The following is a 23,152-nucleotide window of genomic DNA, read 5'->3' as shown; positions in this document are numbered from 1 at the left end:
AGCCACACGTACGCGCCGATGCGGTACTCGGAAACCGCCAACCCCCATGCACCGAGTTCGCCGCGGTGGGCGCGTCACCGAGAATCCCCCTGTTTTTTCAGACCGCCGGGGATGATTCTTGCCCATCGCATTAATCGATTAAGCCTGGAGAGACGATGTCCGCTTCGGACCCTTCGAGAACCCATCTCAGCCGGCGCGGCCTGCTCAGGTCGGCCGCAGCGCTCGGCGGAGCAGCCGCACTCGGCGGCGCACTCAGCGCGTGCAGTTCCTCGTCGGGTGGTAGCGGCGGCACCGCGATCACGCACTGGGACTACTACGACTCCCAGGAGCCGTGGGTGAAGAACGAGCTGGCGCTCTTCGGCAGGGCGCACCCCTCGATCCACGTGAAGCGCACCAAGAACGCCCAGGCCAGTTACGACAACCTCTTCAACCTGGCCGAGCGCAGCAACCGGGCCCCGGACACCTTCTTCCTCACCAAGCAGACCGTGCCAATCAACCAGCAGGTGCAGAAGGGCTGGCTGCTACCGCTGGACAAGTACGCCACCGCCGAGTGGATCCGGAGCTTCCCGCCCTATTCCTTCGTCGAGGGCCTGAACGTCTTCGACGGCAAGATCTACTCCGCGCCCTTCACCGGCAGCGGCCCCGCCAACCAGCTCTACATCAACAACAAGGTCTTCAGGGACGCCGGCCTCACCAACCCCAACGGCTCGGTGCAGGTGCCGAAGACCTGGGACGACATGAGCCGTGCGGCCGCCACGATCAAGGCCAAGAGTGGCGGGAAGACCTACGGGCTGGGCTTCGGCAACGGCTCGACCAACCTGTTCGCGTGGTGGTTCGACGTCCTGGTGCGCGCCGCCGGCAGCCCTGGTGGCGCCACCGGCCTCGACATGCGCACCGGAAAATACACCTACGGCACCGACCGCAACTACGCCGACCTGATCGAGCTGATCATGGACTGGAAGAAAAAGGAGTATTTCTACCCGGATTCGCTGAGTATCTCCGACGAGATCGCCCGCGCCTACTTCGAACGCGGCAAGTTCGGAATGACGGTCGGCGGCGTGTGGAACGAAGCCGAGTGGACCTCGCACGGATTCACCGATTACAGCATCACCACGCTCGTCGGGCCCGAGGAGGCGAGAAAGGGCTATTTCTACACCACGCCTGCCAGTAGTCCCTTGCTCGCCATCAACGCGCATACGAAACATCCCGACGCCGCCTGGGAATGGTTCTCCTGGTGGTACGGCAAGGACGCCGGGGTGCGGTGGACGCAGAAGTACCACGAGGACCTGTCGGTCCACCCGGAGGCGAACGACGCGTCGAAGATCTCTTTCAAGCCGTTCGCGGACTTCGTGGCGCTGGACAAGCTCGCGATCGGCGGCCCGCAGCCGTGGATCCGCAACCCCGCCACCTCCAGCGTGGTAGTCCCCCCGGTGCAGCCTGACCTGGGCGCCGTGGTGGCCGGCGTCTACAGCGGCCAGATCAAGAACGTCAGCAGCGCGCTGAAGTCGCTCGGCGACCGCAGCCAGTCCGCGCTGGAACAGGGCATCCAGGAGGCGAAGAAGCAGGGCCTCAAGGTCAGCGCCGCTGACTGGGTGTTCAGCGACTGGGACCCCACCAAGCCCTACAAGTGGGACATCCCGGAGTACCCGAAGTGACCGAGCACCTGGTGAGACCACCTCGCACCGGACCACCGCCACCAACCTCCGGCCGTCCGCGAAGCGCCGCGGTCCGGCCTGCGCGCCGCACCGGCCCCGGGCTACTCGCCCGGGTCAAGGCCGGCCGCTGGTCCTATCTCTACCTGACGCCGTTCGTGCTGCTGGTGGCGGCGTTCACGCTGTATCCGATCGGCGCATCGCTGGTGTACACGCTGTTCCAGTGGAACGGCGTGGGCTCGCCCAGCCACTACGTAGGGCTCGCGAACTTCCGCCAGGTCATCCACGACCACGTTTTCTGGCGGTCCTTCGGCCACACGTTCCAGTACACCCTGGTGCTGGTGCCGTTGCAACTCCTGCTGGCGCTGGTGCTCGCGGTGGTGCTGAACAACAAGAAGCTGCGCTTCTCCACCTTCTACCGCTCGGTGTTCTTCCTTCCGGCGGTGATGTCTCCGGCGATCATCGCCGTGGTCTTCCAGCTGATGCTGAGCAACTTCGGTGACAGCATCAACGCCTGGCTGATCAAGGGCCACCTGATGCACCACCAGGTGGACTGGCTTGGCGATCCGCACACCGTGATGTGGGTGGTCATCGCCATCGGTATCTGGAACACCCTCGGCTACAACCTCGTCTACTTCCTGGCCGGCCTGCAGTCCATCCCCGAGGAGTTGTACGAAGCCGCGTCGCTCGACGGTGCCGGTGCGTGGAGCAAGTTCTGGCACGTCACCCTGCCGGGGCTGCGCGAGGTCGGGTTGATGATCCTCTTCCTGGCGACTCTCGGCAGTCTCCAGGTCTTCGACCTCGTCCAGGTCCTCACCGGCGGTGGACCGTACTACTCCTCCAGCGTCGTCAACACCTACATCTACCAGGAGGCGTTCGGCGGGGGACTGTCCGCCGGCGGCGCCGGGATCAACGTGCAGCCGAACGTGGGGTTCGCCTCGGCCGCGTCGTTCTTCTACGGGCTGATCCTGATGGTGATCACGGTGTCGCAGGCGCTCCTGTTGCGGCGGATGCGTGCACGCAGGAACGCCGCCCGCGGCGTACGAGAAGGGCAGTGAACCATGGCCTCCACCGCCACCACACCCCCGCCGGCCGTGCGGCCGCGCACGGCGCGGAGCGCCCCCCGCCGTGGGCCCGGCCTGGCCCGGATACTGCCGCACGTGGTGCTGCTGCTGTGTGCCCTCGCGTGGCTGTACCCGCTGCTGTGGGGCCTGTCCGGGTCACTGAAGAGCAACGCGGGCTTCCTCGACTCCGGCCTTGGCCTGATCCCGCACGAGTACCGCTGGCACAACTTCGTCGACGCCTGGAACGGCGCGAGCATCGGCACGTACTTCGTGAACACGGTGCTCATCACGCTGCTGACGGTAGCCTTCACGCTGTTGTTCTCCTCGGCGGCCGGCTACGTGCTGGCCCGCACCGACTTCCCGGGCCGCCGGGCGCTGCTGGCCGTGATCGCGGTGACGTTCTTCCTGCCCCGCGGCTACACGATCATCCCGATCTACGACCTGGTGAACCATCTCGGGCTGCTGGACTCCATCTGGTCGGTGGTGCTGGTCCAGGTCGCGAACGGCATGGTGTTCAACACCTTCATGTTCATGGGCTACTTCCGCACCGTCACCAAGGACATCGAGGAAGCCGCCATGGTCGACGGCGCCGACTTCCACCAGCTCTACTTGCGCATCGCGCTGCCGCTGGCCAGGCCGATGCTCGCGACTCTCGGCTTGTTCGTGTTCATCAGCTCCTGGAACGACTTCCTGATCCCCCTGGTGTTCACCCTCGGCCGCCCGGAGCGCCAGACCATCTCGGTGGGCTTGTACTCCTTCATCGGCCAGACCTCCACCGACTGGAGCGTGCTGTGCGCCGGCTCGGTCATCTCGCTGCTGCCGATCGTGCTGGTCTTCGCCTTCGCCCAACGGCATGTCGTCTCCGCCATCGCCGGAGCAGTCAAGGGCTGAGCACCGCCGACTGTCCCCACAGCCGCTCCACACCCTCCGCCGGACCCAACCAGCCGGGGACGTACCCAGGAAGCAGACCATGACCTCACCACGCCTCGACACTCAGACGGAACGGCCGGTGCTGGCCGAGTTGTTCTCCGGCCCTCTGCCGCGGGGTTGGACTCCGGCGCCTGCCGCCTCGGACCGCGCGGCCTGGGCGCACGTACCCGACGCCACCCGCGAGCACATCACGCGCACCGCTGCCGGCGATCTCGGCAAGCCGTGGACGGCGCTGCCCGCGTCGCTCTTCGCCCGGTTCCAGCGCGACGGCGACCGGGCCGCGTACGAACAGCCTTACTTCGCCCGCCGCCACCGTCTGGCCTGGGCCGTACTGGCCGCGGCCATAACCGGACCCGCACCCGGACCGGACCCCGCAAATGGAACCGGAACCGCGCTGCGCGGCCGCCTCCTCACCGACATCGTCGACGGTCTGTGGCTGTTGTGCGAGGAGTCCACCTGGTGCTTGCCCGCCCACGACCCCCGCACCTACCTGGAGGACCACCCACTGGCCGACCCCGCACGCCCCCAACTCGACCTGTTTGCCGCCGAGACCGCCGCACTGCTGGTCCTCACCGACGGCCTGCTCGCCGACGACCTTGACGTGTACGACCCGGTGGTGCGCCGCCGCCTTCGCCAGCAGGTCCGCGAACGGGTGTTGCGGCCCTACCTGGAACGCACCGACCTGGGCTGGTACGACGGCACTACCGTGCCCGCCAACAACTGGAACCCCTGGATCCACTCCAACCTGCTGCTGGCCGCGCTGCGCTGCGCCGAGTCCGACGAGGCGCTGGAGACCGTGGTGCGCAGGGTGCTGCGCGGCCTGGACCACTACCTGGCCGGCCAGCCCGCCGACGGCGGCTGCGACGAGGGCCTGCGCTACTGGTGGCGGGCGGCCGGGAGTCTTTTCGAGTGTCTGGAGACGCTGACCGCCGCAACCGGCGACGACGAGGGCGTCTTCGCGCACCCTTTGCTGCGGGCCATGGCCCGGTACCCTCTGACCGCCGCCATCGGCACCGGATGGGTGATCAACTTCGCCGACGGTCCGGCTCGCAGTGAGGATGGTGCCTTCGGGCTGTTGTACCGCTTCGGCCGCCGCACCGGAGGGCCGGAGATCAGCGCGCACGCCCGGGCCCTGCGTGGCGAGGGCGGCCCGATCCCCGCCGACTACAGCGGCATCGTGCTGCGCCGGGCCCTGGACGACCTGCTCGACCGGCAGTGGGTACAGGCGCCGCCCGCCGACTTCCCGCTGCCCCTGCAGACCTGGCTGCCGCACACCGAGGTCCTGGTCGCCCGCGAGCAGGCCGGCACCATCGGCGGGCTGCTTCTGGCGGCAAAGGGCGGCCACAACGACGAGAGCCACAACCACAACGACGTCGGTTCCTTCGTCGTCGCCCTCGACGGGCGCCCGCTGGTGGTGGACGCCGGCGTCGGCACGTACCGGCGCGAGACCTTCAGCCCCACTGACCGCTACTCCATCTGGACCATGCGCAGCGCCTACCACAACGTCCCGCTGGTGGATGACGTCGAGCAGGCCGCCGGCGCCCGGTACCGCTCCCACGCTCCGGAGTGCGCACTCGGTCCGGACGAGGCCGAACTCGGCTTGGACCTGGCCGCCGCCTACCCCGAGACGGCCGGGCTGCGCAGCTGGCGGCGGACCTTCCGGCTGAACCGCGCCGCTGGGGAGATCACTGTCCACGACACCTGGCGTACAGCCGTACCGCCCGGCTCCCTCGCACTCCACCTACTGCTCAGCGGCGACCTCGAACTCAACGGCGTCGGCCGGGCCGTGCTCGCCGCTGACGGCGTGCGGCTGGGCTTGCGATGGAACGGTGACGCCTTCACCGCCCGCGATGAGGCCGTGTGCATCGACGACCCGCTGATCAGCCAGGTTTGGGGACCAGTCCTCCACCGCCTCGTGCTCACCGCGCGCCACCCAGCATCCGAAGCCGAGCACACGCTCGTGCTGCGGCGCGCCGATTGAGCCCCGCCTGACCGGACCCACCGCCCCCTGGAACCTGCATCCGATTCCCGACCGATCAACCAGCAATCCGAACAGGGCCCGGCCGACGACCGAGCCCACCCCCCACCCCGTACGGAAGGGCCGCCATGACCGCTCACGATCGGACACTCGCTACCCACAACTCCGACCCCTCTGCCACCCACGCGGCTGGCCTCACCCGCCGCGGGCTACTCGCCGCGAGCGGCGCGACCGCCGCGGCCCTCGCGCTCGGCGGCACCCTGGCCACCAGGGCGAGCGCAGCCACACCCGCCTTCTACGCCGGCGCCAACCTCTCCGGCCTGGAGGTCAACACCAGCGCCATCCCCGGGGTCGCACGCACCGACTACGCCGTGCCCACCACCACCGAACTGGACTACCTCAGGGCGCACGGCATCGGCGTCATCCGGCTGCCGTTCAACTGGCAGCGCATGCAGCCCACCCTCGGCAGCGACCTCGATCCCACCTACCTCGGCTTCGTCAACACCCTCGTGGACTACGCCGGCGCCCACAGCCAGGCCCTCATCCTGGACGTGCACACCTTCGGCTCGTACGGCAGCGACAAGATCGGGAGCGACGCCGTCACCACCGCCGACTTCGCCGACCTGTGGACCAAACTGGCCACCGAGTTCGCCGGCCGCCGGGGTGTCGCCGGGTACGACCTGATGAACGAGCCCAACGCGATGCCGACCGCCACCGCCTGGCCCGATGCCGCCCAGGCCGCCGTCGACGCGATCCGCGCGGTGGACAAGCACACCGCGATCTTCTGCGAGGGCGACAACTGGTCCTCCGCGGCCAGCTGGCAGTCCGTCAACGGCGACCTGGACATCACCGACCCCGGCAACAACCTCATCTACTCCGCCCACGTCTACTTCGACCGCGACTCCTCCGGCACCCACTTCGACTGGGCCACCGAGGTCGCCGCCGGGGACACCCTGCACAGCCCGCCCGCCGCCCTCACCACCGACATCGGCGTGCAGCGCATCACCGGCTTCGCCGACTGGTGCGCACAGAACGGGCACTACGGCCACATCGGCGAGGTCGGCACCGCCAACACCGACCCGAACTGGCTGACCGCCCTCGACAAGACCCTCGCCTTCTGCCAGACCAAGGGCATCGGCGTCACTTACTGGGCGGCCGGCGCCTGGTTCCGCAACTACCCCATGGGCATCGAGCAGCAGGCCGACGGCCGCGACACCGTGCAGCTCGCAGTCCTGGAGAAGTACACCGGAGCCCCCGCGCCCACCCAGCTCTACCTCAGCGGCCCCCAGCGCGGCAGCGCAGGCGAAGCGTCCGCCGCCTTCACCGCCGACTACCGCGGCTACCACACCGCGGCGCTCACCGTGGTGCCCACCGACTCCGGCGCCGGCGGCACCTTCAGCCCGGCCACCTTGAGCATGCCCGCCGGATTCAACGGGCTTGCCACCTTCACCTACAAGGCGGCCGGCGCTTCGACGTACGACATCGGCCTTACCAACTCCTCCGGCCTGACCAATCCGGCGCCGGTCGGCTACTCCACCCGCACCGACCCCTACAGCGCGCTCGACCCCGCGACCGTCCTGAACGTGCTCGCCACCCAGCGCCTGTACAGCCCGTACGTTGGTGACGCGGTGACCCTGCGCCGGGCGTCCGACGGGGCCACCAAGAGTTTCGGCTTCACGGCAGCCGACGCCCTCGACACCGCCGCCGTCACCGCCTGGGCCGGTGTCTCCACCGTCAACGTCGTCACCCTCTACGACCAGGGACCCAAGGCCGGCCACGCCGGAGTCATCGTCACCTCCAACCACGAAGGCAGCGGCAACACCCAACTGCCCTCCTCCACCGCCGACTACCCGCAGCTGGTGCTGGAGGGCCTGGGCAGCGCGCCGGTACTGCGCTTCAACAAGAACCGGATGGACGCCGTCTCACCGATCGACGGCCTGACCGGCTTCACCTGCTTCACCGTTGCCAAGCCCACCACCAAGTCCTCGATGAACCGGCTGCTGAGCTGGCACCTCACCCAGTACCTGCTGATGACCGGCGGCGCGGCCGGCACCTTCCAGATGACCGGCGAGCCCGACCTGGACATGGGTATCGACCCCAGCGCCTGGCACATCTACGCCGTGCGCTGGTCCGGCGGCGGCACGCTGGCCACCTACGTCGACGGTGTACAGGTCGCCACCGCCACCGCACAGACCAGCAAGATCACCTTCCAGTACGACAACCACGTCAACATCGGCTACTTCCGCTGGTACCCGAACGTCTACTACGCCGGCGACGTGTGGGGCATGTTCCCCTTCTCCGCCGCCCTGACTGACGCGCAGATGTCCGGCATGTGGACGGGGCTGTCGAACGCCACCGGCATCACCGTCTGACCGGGCAGTGGCGCCGCACCGCACGGGCGGTACGGCGCCGCTCCCACCCGCCCGCACCCCCGTACGAAAGGCCTTTCCAGATGGCGCTCCTGCCCCACGCGGTTTTCGCACTCGAGCCCGGGCTGATCCCGCGGCTCTTTCCGGCCGAGACCCTGGCGCGCCTGAGCTGGAGCGTTCGCTGCGACCCGGGCCACGCGCTTCGCACCCTGGACGACCCCATCCTGCGCACCGCCAGCCTGCTCATCACCGGCTGGGGCGCTCCCCACCTCGACGCCGGCCTGCTTGGCCGGGCCCCGGGCATCGAAGCCGTCATCCACACCGCGGGCAGCGTGAAGGAACTCGTCAGCCCGGTACTGCTCGACCAGGGTGTGGCGGTCTCCTCGGCGGCGTCAGCGAACGCCCGCCCCACCGCCGAGTTCGCCGTCGCCGCGATGCTGATGGCGGCCAAACGGACCTTCTCCGCCGCCCGGGGCTTGGCCGCCGGACTACCGCCGGCCGAGGACACCACGGACTCCGGCTGGTACCGCCTTACGGTCGGCCTGATCGGCGCCTCACGCGTCGGCCGCATCGTCATGGAACTGCTGCGCGGCTACGACGTGCGGGTGCTGGTCTGCGACCCCTACCTCAACCCGGCGCAGGCGCAGGCGCTCGGCGCGACCCTCACCGACCTCGACACGCTGTGCGCCGGCTCCGACGTGGTGAGTGTGCACGCACCCCAACTGCCCACCACCACTGGCATGCTGGGAGAGCGGCAGCTTGCCCTGATCCGCGACGGCGGCATCGTCGTCAACACCGCGCGCGGCGCCCTCATCGACACTGAAGCCCTCACCCGGCACTGCGCCACCGGACGGCTCGACGCCGTACTCGATGTCACCGAACCCGAACCGCTGCCGCCCGGCCACCTCCTGTTGCATTTGCCCAACGTCCTGGTCACCCCTCACCTTGCCGGCTCGCGCGGCCGCGAACTGCGCAGGCTCGGCGAGTTCGCCGTCGCGGAGGTGGAACGGCACCTCGCCGGGCAGCCACTGGCCGGCGCCGTCACTCCCGAGGAATTGCCCCGCAGCGCCTGAGCCCTGCCCCGTCGGGCGCGCGCCCCGACCGGACCACGAACCTGCCTCCCCCTACCGCCCAGCCGCCCTCACCGACAGGACCACCGTGCCGCACTTCGACATGTCCCTGGACGACCTGCGCCTGTACCGACCCGCCCGCGATGAACCCCACGACTTCGACGCCTTTTGGCAGCGCACCCTCGAGGAGGCCGCCGGCCAACCCCTGGGGGCACGGTTTGCGCCCCACAACGCGTCACTGAGCACCGTTGACGTCCAGGAGTGCTTCTTCAGCGGCTGGGGCGGCCACCGCGTCCGCGGCTGGATGCTCCTGCCGGCCGCCGGCAACGGCCCCTACCCCTGCGTGGTCCGCTACCTCGGCTACACCAACGGCCGCGGCACCCCCTACGACCACCTGGTCTGGCCAGCGGCTGGCTGGGCCGTGCTGGTGATGGACACTCGAGGCCAGGGCGCCGTCAACTCCCGTACCAGCGGGACCACCCCGGACCCGTACGGCGGCACCCACCCTGAGGGCAACGGCTTCATGACTCGCGGCCTGCTCGACCCCGACACCTACTACTACCGACGCGTCTTCACCGATGCGGTCCGGGCTGTCGACGCGGCCGCCACCCACCCCGCCGTCGATTCCGGCCGGATCGTCGTCCAGGGCGAGAGCCAGGGCGGCGGCATCGCCACCGCAGTCGCAGCGCTCCACCACCGCGTGCGCGCCGCGCTCGTCGACGTGCCGTTCCTGTCCCACTTCCGCCGCGCGGTCACGCTCACCGACCGGGCCCCTTACAGCGAGATCACCGCCTTCCTCGCCACCCAGCGCGGCACCGACGACGAAGTCTTCCGCACCCTGTCCTACATGGACGGCGTCAACTTCGCCGCTCGCGCCGACGTTCCCGTACTGCACTCCGTCGCGCTGATGGACGCCACTTGCCCGCCCTCCACCATCTTCGCAGCCCACAACCACTGGAAGGGCCCCAAGCGGATCAAGGTCTACCGCTGGAACGACCACGAGGGCGGCGCCGCCCACCACCGGGAGATCCAACTCCGCTACCTCAAGACGCTCTGACGGAAACCAGTCGTCTGCGTCTGGCCCGTTGCGTGGTGGACGACGCATGGCTGGCCGCTGCGGAGATGAACGCTTCCAGGTCTCGCCGACCACGGCCCAGCGCTGGGCCGGCTGCTACCGGGCTACGGGCGAGGCGGACATGAGCGACCGGTCCCCGGCTACGGCTTCATCCACACCGCCGTCGACGACCACTCCCGCCTGGCCTACAGCGAGATCCTCACCGATGAAAAACAAGGAGACCGCCGCTTCTGGACTCGCGCACAGGCCTACTTCGCCTCGGTCGGCATCACCGTAGAACGCGTCCTGACAGACAACGGCTCCTGCCACTCCTCCCGCCTTTGGCGCGAGACCCTCACCGCAGCCGGGATCACCCACAAGCGCACCCGGCCCTACCGACCCCAGACCAACGGCAAAGTCGAACGCCTCAACCGCACCTGCTCGAGGAATGGGCCCACGCACGCCCAATACAGGCTGCTGGACCTGGACAAGTCCAGTACGACGGGCCTGGTCTCCCGGGCCGAGCGTCGCGGACTCGTGGAACGAGTCGGAGGGCCCGAGGATGGTCGCGCGGCCTGCGTGCGGTTGACCGAACCGGGCCGGCGGCTCGCCGACTCGTACGTCGCCGAGGTCGGGCACTGCCGCGCACCAACCACGGCGAGGGTGACCAGGGCTTCATCGCGACCTGGGTGCGGACCGCCCGCGACCACGGCGTGGCGGGCTACTACGGCGACGGCACCAACCGCTGGCCCGCCGTCCACCGCCTGGACTCCGCGCACCTGTTCCGCGTGGCCCTGGAGAAGGCAGCCGCGGGATCGACGCTGCACGCCGTGGCCGACGAAGGAGTGCCTCTGCGGGAGATCGCCGAGGTCATCGGCCGCCACCTGGGCCTGCCATCGACCTCCGTCCCTCCCGAGCACGCCCAGGACCACTTCGGCTGGCTGGCCACGGTGATGGACACGGACCAGCCGGCCTCCAGCACGCTCACCCGCGAGGTCACCGGCTGGCAGCCCACAGGCCCAGGGCTCCTGTCCGACCTCGACGCAGGCCACTGCTTCCGCGCCGAGGCAAAGCCCCACACCACGGCGAGCCGAACCCAGGGCCGCGACTCGTAGATCACGCGGCCGGGACCCTGTCCGGGGCTTGATCGCGGAGACGCAGAGCGCTTACCTGGATGGTGGAGATCACCTGAGTCCTGTCCCGATCCGCCCTCGAGCGCGCCCCGGGCTTCTCACGTGCTGTTGGCTTTCCGAAGTTGATCGCTGTGTCCCTGCTGGTGGAGCACGGACGTGGAGCCTCGCGGCTGGAGGGTTGTCACGACGGGGGGATCGGGCCGTATCCCGGACCCCTCGACGACGCCGAGGATGCCCCGGGCTGTGCGTGCGCCGTAGTCGTACAGGTCGTGGCGTACGACGGACAGGGCTGGTTGGGTGACCTGGCACAGCGGGGAGTCGTCCCAGGCCAGGATGCTGAGTGAGCCCGGTACCCGGATTCCCATGTCCTTGGCGACACCCAGCGCGGCGATCGCGGCCATGGTGCTCTCGTGGATGACGGCGGTGGGCGCGCGCTCGGCTGCCAGCAGCGCTCTGGTCGCACGGCCGACGTCCGGGTCGGCACCCTGGGTGGCCGTGACGGCCTCCAGGCCCAGGTCGTCGGCGGCGCGGGTGAACGACTCGGTGCGCACCACCGCGTGGCCGAGCGCGGGGTTGTCCGTGACCCAGGCGATCCGCCGGTGCCTCATGGCGGCGAGGTAGCGGACGACGGTGTCCATGCACGCTTCGTCGTTGCTCCACACCGCGGGAATGCCGCCGGCGAGGTGCGGTGGGCCGGCGATGACGGCGGGCATGGACAGTTCGCGCAACAGGCGCAGGCGCTCGTCGTCGTGCCGTACGTCCACCACGATGACTCCGCAGACCCGCTGCTGCGCCCACCACTGCCGGTAGACGCGCGACTCGTGCTCCGCGTCCGAGGCCAGGCACAGTTTCAGCGCGTGGCCGGCGGCGCCCAGTTCCTTCCCGATCCCGGCGATGAAGTGCGTCCAGAACGGCTCGTGGCTCAGTTGCCTCGGTGAGCGGGTGATCACCAGGCCGACCGCGGTGTCGTGGACCCCGCGCAGAGCCCGGGCGGCGTGGTGCGGACGCCACCCGAGCTCTTCCGCCGCGGTCAGCACCCGGGCCCGCGTGGCAGCCGCGACACCGGGCTTGCCGTTGACGCTGAGCGACACCGAACTCCTGGAGACCCCTGCTCTGAGCGCGACATCGTCGATGGTGACCGAGCGGCGGCTGCGGGCGGGGCTCATTCCGCTCGCCGGCCTGGCCCCGAGTTGACGCAGAACAGGGCCTCCTGGACGGCAGCCGGGTCGGGGCGGGACCAGCCGGTGACGCGGAAGACGGCCTTCTCACCCGGCAGCAGCGTGACACGGCCGTGGTCGGTGACGGCCGCGGGGTCGAGCCGGTCGGCCTGGAGGAGCAGGTCGCGTACGACCGTCAGCGCGGTGACGGTGACCTCGACGGCCTGCTCTTCCGTCCCGGCCGTGCCGACCGGTGCCAGTTCCACGTCGTACCGCGCTTCGGGGTGGGCGAAGTCCTTGTCCTCCGCGCTGTACCGCACGGCCCGCAGTCCGTCGCAGTCGGCGACCCAGAACTCCTTGGTCGGGTCGGCGCTGCGTGTCAGCTCGTCGGGCAGCGGCAGGTGCGCCACCGCCCGGGCGGCCGCTTCGAACCGGAGCAGGCCGCGGGCGGTGATCGTGCCGTCGGCGCGGACCCGTGCGACCTGGGCCTCTCCCGACCAGGGCTGTGCGCCCTGGTTGACGACGGTGAGGGCCGCGGCCCCGTCGGCGTCGCGCAGCACCAGCAGCCGGTCGGCGTACAGCCTGCGCAACTCGTGGTAGAGCGGCTTGAGTCGGCCGTCGCCGTCGATGGCGGCCCAGGAGGTCACCGGCCAGCAGTCGTTGAGCTGCCAGACGATACTCCCGGCGCACAGCGGCCAGTGGGCACGCCAGTGCTCGATGCCGGTGGCGATGGCCCGGGCCTGGTTCAGCTGGGTGAGGTAGTGCCACTGGTCGAAGGAGGCGGGTTCGTCGAAGTGCGGGGCAAGGCCCCGCTCGAGCTTGCCGTTGCCGTCCTCGGCCTTCTGGTGGTGGAGCATGCCCGGCGAGTCCGGGCGCAGCGGGCGGTCGCTGATCGAGCGGCGGACCGTGGCGAACGCCGGGGGCGCCTGCCAGCCGAACTCGGCGACGAAGCGGGGCACGTGGGCGAGGTAGTCGGAGTAGTCTCGCCGGTTCCACGTCTCCCACAGGTGCGTGGTGCCGTGGCCGTAGTCGTTGGGGTGGATGCCTTCGTCGCCCGACCAGGGTGAGCCGGCCCAGTACGGCCGGGTGGGGTCGAGTTCGGCGACGACGCGGGGGAGCAGGTCGAGGTAGTAGCCGCGTCCCCAGGAGGCCCCGGCCAGTTCCTCCTTCCAGTCCCAGTCCTCGTGCCCCCACAGATTCTCGTTGTTGCCGTTCCACAGCACCAGGGAGGCGTGCGGCATCAGCCGTACCACGTTCTCGCGTGCTTCCGCCTCGACCTCGGCGGGCAGCGGACCCTCCTCGGGGTAGGCGGCGCAGGCGAACAGGAAGTCCTGCCAGGCCATCACCCCCAGTTCGTCGCAGGCGTCGTAGAACGCGGTGTCCTCGTAGATGCCGCCGCCCCACACCCGGACCAGGTCCACATTCGCGTGCCGGGCCTGCTCCAGGCGGGTCCGGTAGCGCTCGGGGGTGACGCGTGAGGGCAGGGCGTCGTCGGGAATCCAGTTCACGCCGCGGGCGAAGAGCGGTATCCCGTTGATCCGGAGGGTGAAGGCGCTGCCGAAGTCGTCGGGGGTGGTGTCGAGTTCGACGGTGCGGAAGCCGATCCTGCGCTGCCAGCGGTCCAGGGTCTCCCCGGTTCCGGTGTCCTGCAAGGTCACCTCCAGGCCGTGGAGGTTCGGTTCGCCGAGCGTGTGGGGCCACCACAGGGCGGGGTCGGGGACGCGCAACAACACAGTGCCATCGGCCCGTCCTGGGGGGATCGCGGCTTCCGCACGATGCTCGCCGACCACGGCGATCACTCGCAGCTCCCGGGTGGCGCCGGCCGCGGTACGCTCCACGGTCACGTTTACGGTGACGTAGCCGTCGCTGTCGCGCACCACCACCTCGGGGCGCACCGTGTCCAGCCGGGCGGTGCTCCAGCGCTCCAGCCGCACCGGCCGCCACACTCCTGCGGTCACCAGCGTCGGCCCCCAGTCCCAGCCGAAGCTGGAGGCCATCTTCCGTACGTAGTTGAACGGCTCCGGGTACGCGTTCGGGCGCGGACCCAACTCCTCGCGGAGCGCTTCCGCGACGGTGTAGGCGGAGTCGAAGTCGATGACGAGGTCCGCAGGGCCTGCCGCGAGGTCGCCGGTGACGTCGAAGCGGAACGAGCGGTGCATGTTCGCCGTCCGCCCCAGGTGCCGACCGCCCAGGCGGATGTCGGCGAAGGTGTCCAGCCCCTCGAAGACCAGGTCGGTGCGCTCGTGGCTGCCGTCCACCGCGTCCAGCGAGGTGGCGTACGTCCACGCGCTGCGCCCCACCCAGGCCACCGCGTCCTCGTTGCTGTCCAGGTACGGGTCGGGCAGCACTCCCGCCGCAAGCAGGTCGGTGTGCACACAGCCCGGTATCTGGGCGGCGTAGACGGCGTCCAGGACCGCGGACGGAGCGCCGCCGCCCGCGGGAGGGGCGCACATCCGAACCGACCAGGGGTGCCGCAGGGCTGACTCGACCAGCATGAAGACTCCAAAGAAAGGACAAGGGGCTGATGTTCGGCTCCGGACGGGCGCGCGCCGGTCCGGAGCACCGCACGGCTTTCGCGGACCCGGGCAGGCCACAGCCGTCCGGAGCGCGGTGGAAGGGCCGCCGCCTCGGCCGGCTGCTGGTCAATTTAAGCCGCCTGTACCGTGGATGTCTATTAACCGGTCTAGTTATGATGCCCGGGAAGCGGTGGACGGACTCCTCGCCCACCGCTCAGGCCCGGCGGGCGGGCGGCTGCCCGTCCGCCCCGCAGCTGCGTCTCCACCGCCGTCAGCGCAACCTCCACCGTCTCCGGAAGGGCTCCGCCATGCTCAGACAACCCTCAGCCGCGAGCCACGCGGCTCCTCTGACCGCGGCCCTGGACATCGGCGGTACCAAGATCGCCGCCGCCCTCGTCACCCGCGAGGGGGCGGTGGCCGTCCGCGCCCAGCGGCCCACGCCGCGCACCGCGGACGCGGAAGCCGTGCGCGCCGCCGCCGTGGACTGCCTGCTGGAGCTCGCCTGCCGTGAGGAGTGGCGGCAGGTCGGGGCCCTGGGGGTGTGCAGCGCTGGACCGGTCGACCGGGTGCTGGGAACCGCAAGCCCGGTGAACATCCCGGCATGGCGGGAGTATCCGCTGCTCAATGAGTTGTCTGTGGTCCCCGAGGTCTCGGGCCTGCGCACCGTTTTCGGCGGCGACGCGGTTGCGATGACGGCCGGCGAGCACCTCTTCGGCGCTGCCAGGGGGCACCGGAACGCGTTGTGCATGGTGGTGTCCACCGGGGTGGGGGCCGGCCTGGTGCTCGACGGGGCGGTCCGCTCCGGACGCACCGGAAACGCGGGTCACCTCGGCCACGTCACGGTCGACCTGGACGGCGAGGTGTGCCCCTGCGGATCATCCGGCTGCCTCGAGCGGATCGCCTCGGGTGAGGCCATCACCCGCCGTGCGCTCACCATGGGTTGGCTCCCGCCGGGCGGTACGACGCCGTCGACCGCGCTGGTCGCGGAATCGGCGAGAAGGGGACACATCGCAGCCCTGGAGGCGTTCGACCGGGCCGCTCGCGCACTCGCGGCGGGTATCGCCGGTTGCGCCACGTTGCTGGAACTGGAGGTCGCGGTGCTCGGCGGGGGCGTGATGCACGCCTCTGACCTGCTGATTCCGCGCGTCAGGCGGCACATGCGGCGGTATGCGCCACTGCCTTTCGCCAGGCTCGGCATCGTCGGCGCCGAGCTTGGCTCAGACGCTGGACTGGTGGGCGCCGCTGCTCTCGCCCAGGGCGGCTGAAGCGGTCTATGCAGGAAAACCACAGGTAGATCGATGATATCTGCCCTGATGCCGAGTACGACATGTAACGGTTACGTATCGAGGCTGATTCCGGGGCTTTACCATCCGAAAGTCTCGTGGAAGGGTTCCCGGCAACTAAAGCGCTTAAGCGTGAGGGATCGGGGCCCGTGTGCGGGCGTGAACAGGAGAGAGACATGCGCAGAAGAGTCCTGCCGGCAGTGGCGCTGGCGGCCTCCGTCGCGGTGATGGGCACGGCGTGTTCGTCGTCGGGAGGGGGATCGACGTCAGGAGCCGCCGCGACAGCAGCTTCCGATCCCTCGACGGTCTCCGGCACCATCACGGTGCTGACGAACCGCACGGACCTGATCGGCGACGGCACGATGAAGAAGTACGCCGCCGAGTTCAAGAAGACCTACCCGAAGGTCAACGTCAAGTTCCAGGGCCTCACCGACTACGAGGGGGAGGTCAAGATCCGTATGAACACGAAGAACTACGGAGATGTCCTCCTCATCCCCACCGCGGTGGACCGCACCGACTACCCGAAGTTCTTCGCGTCGCTCGGCAGCTCCAGCGAGCTCTCCTCGAAGTACCAGTTCACGGACTCCGGCACGGTGAACGGCAAGGTGTACGGCCTGGTGTCCTTCGCCTCGGCCAACGGCTTTGTCTACAACAAGAAGGTCTGGCAGCAGGCGGGCATCACGAAGTGGCCGACCACGCCCGCGGAGTTCCTGAACGATCTCCAGCAGGTCAAGTCCAAGACCAAGGCGACGCCGTACTACACGAACTACAAGGACGGCTGGCCGCTGACCGCCTGGACCAACGTCCTGGGCTCGGCGACCTGTGACTCGCAGGCGAACAACGAGCTGACCTCCCAGGACCCGTGGAAGAAGGGCGGTGACCTGCGGACCGGGGACACGCTGCTGTACAACATCGTGCACAAGAAGCTGTCCGAGGACGACCCGACCACCACCAACTGGGAGAACTCGAAGAACCTCCTGGCGACCGGGAAGGTGTCCAGCATGTGGCTCGGCACCTGGGCGGTACCGCAGCTTCAGCAGGCAGCCAAGAAGGCCGGCGCGGACCCGGCCGACATCGGCTACATGCCCTTCCCGGCCCAGGTCGGCGGCAAGTACTGCTCGGTGGAGGCGCCTGACTACCAGTACGGCGTGAACATCCACTCCTCCCACAAGGCCGCCGCACGGGCCTGGATCGACTGGATGCTCGACAAGTCCGGCTTCGCCACGTCGGTCTCCGGTGTCTCGTCCGTCAAGGGCTCGACGCTTCCCGAGATCCTTCAGCCGTTCCAGGCCGCGGGCGTGAAGATGCTCACGGTGAGCCAGGCCAAGACCCCGCAGGTCAACGACATCGACAAGGAGGCCGAGGTCGGCCTGCAGTCCCCGGACTACCGGCAGAAGCTCATCGACGCCGCCCGCGGAGCCGGCGGCGGGAGCCTCGACTCGATCCTGTCCGACCTGTCCAAGAAGTGGAAGTCGGCCCAGCAGACCGCCGGTCTGTGACCGAACGACAGGGCCCGGGTCGCCGCACGGCCGTCACGCCGTGCGGCAGCCCGCGGACGCGGGGGACAGCCGGGGCGGCCGTTCCCCGCGCGGCACGCGTCCGATGCAGCGAGGAGCAGCTACGCCCATGAGCGAAACACGTACCACTTCCGGCCCGGCGGACCTGGACGCCGCCCGGCCGCCAAGCCCATCCCGCCGGCGGCGCGCGAAGCCCACCAGGTCGCGCACTCCGTGGGGAGTGCGGCTCACCCCCTGGTTGTTCCTGGTGCTGCCGATCGGCTTCCTGGTGGTCTTCACCTACGTGCCGATCGCCAACATGGTGAGCTACAGCTTCACCGACTGGGACGGCATCAGCCCGGACAAGGCGTGGGTGGGACTGAAGAACTACACGGAGATCTTCACCCGGCCCGAACTCTTCCAGGTGTTCTACGTCAGCATCTACTACCTGGTCGCCTCGGTGCTGCAACTCGCCCTGGCCGTCTACTTCGCCACGATCCTGAGCTTCAACACCCGGTTCCGGAACCTCTTCAAGGGAATCCTGTTCTTCCCCTACCTCATCAACGGCGTCGCCATCGGGTTCGTCTTCCTGTACTTCTTCCAGTCCGGCGGCACGCTCGACACCGTGCTGTCCGCCTTCGGGGTGCACGGCAAGCACTACTGGCTCGGCAACCCGGACCTGGTCAACATCTCCCTGTCCGGGGTGTCGGTGTGGCGGTACATGGGCCTGAACTTCGTGCTCTTCCTCGGCGGCATCCAGTCGATCCCCGGTGAGCTCTACGAGGCGGCGGCGCTGGACGGCGCGAACCGCTGGGAGCAGTTCCGGTTCATCATCGCGCCGAGCCTGCGGCCGCTGATCAGCCTGAGCGCGATCCTCGCCGTGTCCGGGTCGCTCGCCGTCTTCGAGATCCCGTACATCATGACCGGTGGCTCGGGGAAGAGCGAGACCTTCGTCATCCAGACGATCAAGATGAACTTCGAATTCAACAAGACCGGGCTGGCGTCGGCGATGGCCGTGGTCCTGCTCGGGTTCGTCCTGTTGGTGACCTGGGTGCAGCGCACCCTGGTGCCCGAAGAGAGGCCCGATCCGGCATGAGCAACCTTCCCGTGTCCGCGCCCCGCGGCCGTGCGACCGGCTGGGTCGCGCCGTTCCTCAAGTACGCCTCGCTCATCGCCGCCAGCCTGCTGGTCCTGCTTCCGCTCGTCGCGGTGTTCCTGACCTCGCTGAAGACGCACAAGGAGATCGCCGGCGGAAGCGGCGCGCTGACCCCGCCGCACGACTGGTTCAACTTCGGCAACTACAAGACGGCGTTCGTCGAGGGCCACATGCTGCGCGGCCTTGGCAACACCCTCTTCATCCTGTTGTTCTCCGTGGTGGGCAGTGTGCTGATCGGCTCCATGGCCGCCTACGCCATCGACCGCTACCGGTTCCGGCTGCGGGGCCCGATCCTGGCGGCGTTCCTGGTGGCCACGCTCGTCCCGTCGGTGACCACGCAGGTCGGCACCTTCCAGGTGATCAACAAGTTCGGGCTGTTCGACACCCGTTGGGCGCCGATCCTGCTCTACACCGGCACCGACATCGTCTCGATCTACATCTTCCTGCAGTTCATGCGGAACATCCCGGTGTCGCTGGACGAGGCGGCGCGGATCGACGGGGCCTCGCCGCTGCGGATCTACTGGACGGTCATCATGCCGCTGCTGAAGCCGGCCATCGCCACCGTGGTGATCGTCAAGGGCATCCTGGTCTACAACGACTTCTACTACCCGTTCCTGTACATGCCCTCGGACAGCCTCGGTACGATCTCCACCTCGCTGTTCCGCTTCAAGGGCCCCTACGGAGCGGAGTGGCAGGACATCTGCGCGGGCGCGATCCTCGTCATCGTCCCCACCCTGGTGATCTTCCTGTTCCTCCAGCGCTTCATCTACAACGGGCTCACCCAGGGCGCGACGAAGTAGGGCGATCCGGCCGACCTGTCCCGTACCGGGCCGGGCGGCCGGATCGCACGGTCCCCGGTGTCGGGGAGGCGGCCGGTCAGGCCGGGGAGGGCGGAGGGGCCGTGGAGTCGCGCGGCACCAGGGTCGGCCCGGTGGCAGGCCGGGACGACGTCTCGCTGCCGTTGAGGACCTCGAAGAGCAGCGTCGCGGCCTGCGCGCCGAACCGGAACACGTCATGGCTCATCGCGGACAGCCGGGGCCGGACCAGCTCGCACAGCTGCGAGTCGTCCCAGGCCAGCAGGGACAGTTCGGTGGGCACGGCGATGTGCATCTCCGCCGCCACGCCGAGGCCCGCCACGGCCATGATGTCGTTGTCGTAGATGATCGCGGTCGGTCGCTGCGCGGACGTCAGCAGCGAACGCGTGGCCCGTGAGCCGTCGTCCCCGGAGAAGTCCGACGGGACCACCTTCGCGTCGGCGAGCCCGAGTTCGGCCGCGGCGCCCAGGAACGCCTCCGTACGGATGGCACTGTGTCCCAGCGCAGCCGGCCCGCCGACACGGGCGATCCTGCGGTGCCCGAGTGCCGCGAGGTAACGGACGGCCTCCCCTATGGCGGCGCCGTCGTCCGTCCACACCGCGGGGAACGGGCCGGCCAGGGAGGGGTGCCCGACGACGACCGCAGGCAGCCCTATCGACGACAGGGTCCCGATCCGGGGATCGTCGGCCTGGAGGTCCACCAGCAGGCTGCCGTCCACCCGGCGGCCCTGCCACCACTCGCGTTGGACCTCGACCTCGTCCTCGACGCTGTCCACCAGCCGCAGCAGCAGGGAGTAACCCTGTTTCAGCAGCACCGACTCGACGCCGCCGATGAACTCCATGTAGAACGGCTCGCGTCCCAGCATGGGTGCCGGCCGTGCCAGCACCAGCCCCACGGTGTGCACCTGAGCGGCCGACAGCGACACCGCCGCGGTGTTCGGCGTCCATCCCATCTCCCGGGCCACTGCCATGATCCGCCGGCGCGTGCCGTCCGAGACACCGGGCCGGTTGTTGAGTGCCAGCGACACCGCGGCCGACGACACCCCCGACTCGCGTGCGACATCGCGAATCGTCACTCTGCGCCCCATCTTCACTACGCACCTTCCGCTACGCGCGTGGACCCCCGCCCACCCGGGATCGTGCTCAACCTATTTGTTGAACTAAACATAAGTCCCAACGTCCCCCATGTCCATAAACCGCTTGAGCCTTGGACTTTTGCGGGCGTGGAGAGTCCGCGGGCCGGGCGGGCCTGACGTCGCGCCGGGTCGTGAAGGGGGGGCCATATCGGTTCCAGACATGACATTGGGAAGAGAAGTCGCCGCGGAACCCTGTCATTTCCGCCCAGGAGGCACCGATGTTCGCGCGACCCCTTGACGCGGCCTCGACTTCCCGGCACCTTGCTCGTGCTTAACCGGTAAAGGCACGTGTGCGCCGTACGGAGCGGGACGCCGCGCGGTGGTACACGGCCTTACTCGTCATGTCCGTTTGTGCCTCAGAAGGAGCACGCATGACATACAGAGCACGACGCCTTCCCACGGCGGCACTCGCCGCCGTGCTCACCGTCCTCGCGGCCGGCCTGGTCATCCTGGCCGGCGGAGGCAAGGCCAAGGCGGCCACCGCGGACTTCGTGCAGAGGTGCGGCACGCACTTCTGCGTCAACGGGGAGACCGCCTACTTCGCGGGCGCCAACTCCTACGACCTGTTCACGTACGGCAGCGGCTCGGGCGACACCGAGACGCAGTACATGGACAAGGCGGCCATCGACCAGCAGATGGCGAACATGGCCGCGGACGGCGTCACCGTCGTCCGGACCTGGATGTTCGACCACGAGTCCTGGCACGGCTTCGAGACCGCGAAGAACACCATGAACGACCAGGAGTGGGCGGAGTTCGACTACATCCTCTACTCGGCGGCCCAGCACGGACTGCGGGTCATCCCGACCTTCGAGAACTACTGGACGGCCTACGGCGGCGTCAACACGATCCTCGGCTGGGAGGGCGCCGACACCAACAACCCCGGCAACTTCTTCAACTCCAGCAAGTGCGCCGGCTGCCTCGCCGACTACGAGTACTACGTCAAGTACGCGCTGAACCGGGTCAACCACTACACGGGCGTCGCCTACAAGGACGACCCGACCGTCTTCGCCTGGGAGTTGATGAACGAGCCGCGCTACCAGGACGTCGACTCGGCCGACAACACCGTGGGTGCGACCTTCCGCGCCTGGGAGGACACCGTCGGGGCGTTCATCAAGAGCATCGACCCCCACCACATGATCGACAACGGCATCGAGGGGCAGGGAACGGACTACGGCTACGGCAGCGACAACGGCGTGCCCTACGTCCACGAGTGCGAGTCGGCCTACATCGACTTCTGCTCGGCCCACATCTACCCCACCGAGTACTGGGCCGACCTGTCCGCGGCACAGACCCAGTCGCTGGTCGCGAAGTACATCAGCGACGCCCACAACACGGTCGGGAAGCCCTTCTTCCTGGGCGAGTTCAACACCTCGACCTCGACGAGACAGGAGTACTGGAAGGCGATCTACTCCACCATCGAAGCGAACGACGGAGACGCCGACGCCTTCTGGTGGTACGAGAACAGCGGCAAGGACGGCACATACGGCGTGCTCCACGGAGACTCCGTGCTGGCGACCTTCACCGCGCACTCCGACGCCGACAAGGCGAAGAGCGGGGACACCGCCACCACGACTCCTCCCACGACGCCACCCACCACGCCACCCACCACGCCTCCGACGACACCTCCCACCAGTCCGCCGGCATCGGCGGCGTGCAGTGTGCACTACGGCCTGTCCGACTGGGGGTCGTCCTTCAACGGAGACGTGACCATCACCAACACCGGCTCGACCGCCGTCAACGGCTGGACGCTCGTCTTCAGCTTCCCGGGCGGGCAGACCATCAACTCCATGTGGAACGCGACCTACACGCAGAGCGGCAAGGAGGTCACCGCGAAGAACGCTGACTGGAACGCGACCATCGCCCCGGGTGCCAGCGTCAACTTCGGCCTCAACGGGACCTCCACCGCCGGCACGAACGGAGTACCCAGCACCTTCACCCTCAACGGTGGGGCATGCAGCATCTCGTGACGAGCCGCCAGTGAGCAGCTGACCTCGTTCCGCACCGAGAAGCCCTCGGTGCGGAACAAGGGCTTGTCAAGGGACCGACGACGGCAGAGACCGCGCGTCCCCCACGAGATCGCTCACCCCCACCAACGACTCGGAACCAGAAGGACGGCGGCGGGCCGGCGGACGGTCAGGCAGGCGCACGGGTGCCGTTCGTGCGCTCGCCACCGGCGTGTCGATGTCGGCCGGCGGGCACAGGCGGGACACCGCGTGCAGCAGTTCCAGGAGACAGATGTCACGCGGACTTCCCCGTCGGCGAACGCGCTGCCGCCTGAGCGCTCTGCTGCGTACCGGTCGGGGGCAACGGCCTCGTCCGGCGGGCGGAGGGCCGCCATGATGCG

The 23,152-nt window shown here is 69.0% G+C and carries 16 protein-coding genes and 1 pseudogene; 14 read left to right on the top strand and 3 right to left on the bottom strand.

The features are described 5' to 3' along the window. The first annotated feature begins 155 nt into the window (after nucleotides 1-155). The 9 genes and pseudogenes from AC3EVP_RS05550 (at nucleotide 156) to AC3EVP_RS05510 (ending at nucleotide 11,232) form a co-directional block, all read left to right on the top strand. The gene (locus tag AC3EVP_RS05550) at nucleotides 156-1,655 is read left to right on the top strand and encodes an ABC transporter substrate-binding protein (protein WP_435126748.1); all 1,500 of its coding nucleotides are present in this window, start codon (nucleotides 156-158) and stop codon (nucleotides 1,653-1,655) included. A gap of 11 nt (nucleotides 1,656-1,666) precedes the next feature. After that, nucleotides 1,667-2,710: a carbohydrate ABC transporter permease gene (locus AC3EVP_RS05545; RefSeq protein WP_488179791.1), complete on the top strand. Its 1,044-nt coding sequence runs from the start codon at nucleotides 1,667-1,669 to the stop codon at nucleotides 2,708-2,710. A gap of 3 nt (nucleotides 2,711-2,713) precedes the next feature. Beyond that, complete coding sequence (locus AC3EVP_RS05540; protein ID WP_435126744.1) at nucleotides 2,714-3,607, top strand: carbohydrate ABC transporter permease; 894 nt, start codon at nucleotides 2,714-2,716, stop codon at nucleotides 3,605-3,607. Between the two features lie 79 nt (nucleotides 3,608-3,686). Continuing rightward, a complete protein-coding gene (locus AC3EVP_RS05535) occupies nucleotides 3,687-5,627 on the top strand; it encodes a heparinase II/III domain-containing protein (RefSeq protein WP_435126742.1) in 1,941 nt (646 codons plus the stop codon). Between the two features lie 125 nt (nucleotides 5,628-5,752). Next, nucleotides 5,753-7,996: a glycoside hydrolase family 5 protein gene (locus AC3EVP_RS05530; protein ID WP_435126740.1), complete on the top strand. Its 2,244-nt coding sequence runs from the start codon at nucleotides 5,753-5,755 to the stop codon at nucleotides 7,994-7,996. Nucleotides 7,997-8,076: 80 nt separating this feature from the next. Then, nucleotides 8,077-9,066 carry a hydroxyacid dehydrogenase gene (locus AC3EVP_RS05525; protein ID WP_435126738.1) on the top strand — a complete coding sequence of 330 codons (990 nt, stop codon included), beginning with the start codon at nucleotides 8,077-8,079 and terminating at the stop codon, nucleotides 9,064-9,066. Between the two features lie 85 nt (nucleotides 9,067-9,151). After that, on the top strand, nucleotides 9,152-10,120 hold the full coding sequence (locus tag AC3EVP_RS05520) for an acetylxylan esterase (RefSeq protein WP_435126736.1): 969 nt from the start codon (nucleotides 9,152-9,154) through the stop codon (nucleotides 10,118-10,120). 129 nt (nucleotides 10,121-10,249) lie between these two features. Next, a pseudogene (locus tag AC3EVP_RS05515) lies at nucleotides 10,250-10,584 on the top strand (DDE-type integrase/transposase/recombinase); the annotation flags it as partial. Between the two features lie 222 nt (nucleotides 10,585-10,806). Beyond that, on the top strand, nucleotides 10,807-11,232 hold the full coding sequence (locus AC3EVP_RS05510) for a Rossmann-fold NAD(P)-binding domain-containing protein (RefSeq protein WP_435126733.1): 426 nt from the start codon (nucleotides 10,807-10,809) through the stop codon (nucleotides 11,230-11,232). Between the two features lie 116 nt (nucleotides 11,233-11,348). On the opposite strand, the gene AC3EVP_RS05505 is transcribed toward AC3EVP_RS05510, so the two are convergent. Both AC3EVP_RS05505 and AC3EVP_RS05500 read right to left on the bottom strand, forming a co-directional pair. After that, nucleotides 11,349-12,416 (bottom strand): LacI family DNA-binding transcriptional regulator, encoded by a 1,068-nt coding sequence (locus tag AC3EVP_RS05505; RefSeq protein WP_435126730.1) that lies wholly within the window; start codon nucleotides 12,414-12,416, stop codon nucleotides 11,349-11,351. Beyond that, a complete protein-coding gene (locus tag AC3EVP_RS05500; protein ID WP_435126806.1) occupies nucleotides 12,413-14,860 on the bottom strand; it encodes a glycoside hydrolase family 2 protein in 2,448 nt (815 codons plus the stop codon). Before AC3EVP_RS05500 ends, AC3EVP_RS05505 begins: the two co-directional genes overlap by 4 nt. A 371-nt stretch (nucleotides 14,861-15,231) precedes the next feature. Between AC3EVP_RS05500 and AC3EVP_RS05495 the strand changes: the two genes are divergently transcribed. The 4 genes from AC3EVP_RS05495 (at nucleotide 15,232) to AC3EVP_RS05480 (ending at nucleotide 19,658) form a co-directional block, all read left to right on the top strand. Beyond that, entirely contained in the window at nucleotides 15,232-16,188 is a 957-nt protein-coding gene (locus AC3EVP_RS05495; protein WP_435126727.1) for an ROK family protein, read from the top strand. Between the two features lie 194 nt (nucleotides 16,189-16,382). Further along, complete coding sequence (locus tag AC3EVP_RS05490; protein ID WP_435126724.1) at nucleotides 16,383-17,705, top strand: ABC transporter substrate-binding protein; 1,323 nt, start codon at nucleotides 16,383-16,385, stop codon at nucleotides 17,703-17,705. A 127-nt stretch (nucleotides 17,706-17,832) separates the two neighbouring features. Then, nucleotides 17,833-18,798 carry a carbohydrate ABC transporter permease gene (locus AC3EVP_RS05485; RefSeq protein WP_435126721.1) on the top strand — a complete coding sequence of 322 codons (966 nt, stop codon included), beginning with the start codon at nucleotides 17,833-17,835 and terminating at the stop codon, nucleotides 18,796-18,798. Then, complete coding sequence (locus tag AC3EVP_RS05480) at nucleotides 18,795-19,658, top strand: carbohydrate ABC transporter permease (protein WP_435126718.1); 864 nt, start codon at nucleotides 18,795-18,797, stop codon at nucleotides 19,656-19,658. Before AC3EVP_RS05485 ends, AC3EVP_RS05480 begins: the two co-directional genes overlap by 4 nt. Before the next feature lie 76 nt (nucleotides 19,659-19,734). Here AC3EVP_RS05480 and AC3EVP_RS05475 read toward each other — a convergent pair whose 3' ends face one another. Next, nucleotides 19,735-20,760: a LacI family DNA-binding transcriptional regulator gene (locus tag AC3EVP_RS05475; protein ID WP_435126715.1), complete on the bottom strand. Its 1,026-nt coding sequence runs from the start codon at nucleotides 20,758-20,760 to the stop codon at nucleotides 19,735-19,737. 419 nt (nucleotides 20,761-21,179) lie between these two features. On the opposite strand from AC3EVP_RS05475, the gene AC3EVP_RS05470 reads away from it, so the two are divergent. Then, nucleotides 21,180-22,775: a cellulose binding domain-containing protein gene (locus tag AC3EVP_RS05470; RefSeq protein ID WP_435126712.1), complete on the top strand. Its 1,596-nt coding sequence runs from the start codon at nucleotides 21,180-21,182 to the stop codon at nucleotides 22,773-22,775. The last annotated feature ends 377 nt before the right edge of the window (nucleotides 22,776-23,152 follow it).

The organism is Actinacidiphila sp. bgisy144 (assembly GCF_057708105.1).
This window is presented reverse-complemented; position numbering and strand designations above follow the sequence as displayed.

Coding starts and splice junctions, on each gene's coding strand:
- AC3EVP_RS05530 (WP_435126740.1), top strand. CDS start 5,753: ATGACCGCTCACGATCGGACACTCGCTACCCACAACTCCGACCCCTCT.
- AC3EVP_RS05550 (WP_435126748.1), top strand. CDS start 156: ATGTCCGCTTCGGACCCTTCGAGAACCCATCTCAGCCGGCGCGGCCTG.
- AC3EVP_RS05485 (WP_435126721.1), top strand. CDS start 17,833: ATGAGCGAAACACGTACCACTTCCGGCCCGGCGGACCTGGACGCCGCC.
- AC3EVP_RS05475 (WP_435126715.1), bottom strand. CDS start 20,760: ATGGGGCGCAGAGTGACGATTCGCGATGTCGCACGCGAGTCGGGGGTG.
- AC3EVP_RS05480 (WP_435126718.1), top strand. CDS start 18,795: ATGAGCAACCTTCCCGTGTCCGCGCCCCGCGGCCGTGCGACCGGCTGG.
- AC3EVP_RS05535 (WP_435126742.1), top strand. CDS start 3,687: ATGACCTCACCACGCCTCGACACTCAGACGGAACGGCCGGTGCTGGCC.
- AC3EVP_RS05490 (WP_435126724.1), top strand. CDS start 16,383: ATGCGCAGAAGAGTCCTGCCGGCAGTGGCGCTGGCGGCCTCCGTCGCG.
- AC3EVP_RS05540 (WP_435126744.1), top strand. CDS start 2,714: ATGGCCTCCACCGCCACCACACCCCCGCCGGCCGTGCGGCCGCGCACG.
- AC3EVP_RS05525 (WP_435126738.1), top strand. CDS start 8,077: ATGGCGCTCCTGCCCCACGCGGTTTTCGCACTCGAGCCCGGGCTGATC.
- AC3EVP_RS05495 (WP_435126727.1), top strand. CDS start 15,232: ATGCTCAGACAACCCTCAGCCGCGAGCCACGCGGCTCCTCTGACCGCG.
- AC3EVP_RS05470 (WP_435126712.1), top strand. CDS start 21,180: ATGACATACAGAGCACGACGCCTTCCCACGGCGGCACTCGCCGCCGTG.
- AC3EVP_RS05505 (WP_435126730.1), bottom strand. CDS start 12,416: ATGAGCCCCGCCCGCAGCCGCCGCTCGGTCACCATCGACGATGTCGCG.
- AC3EVP_RS05500 (WP_435126806.1), bottom strand. CDS start 14,860: ATGTGCGCCCCTCCCGCGGGCGGCGGCGCTCCGTCCGCGGTCCTGGAC.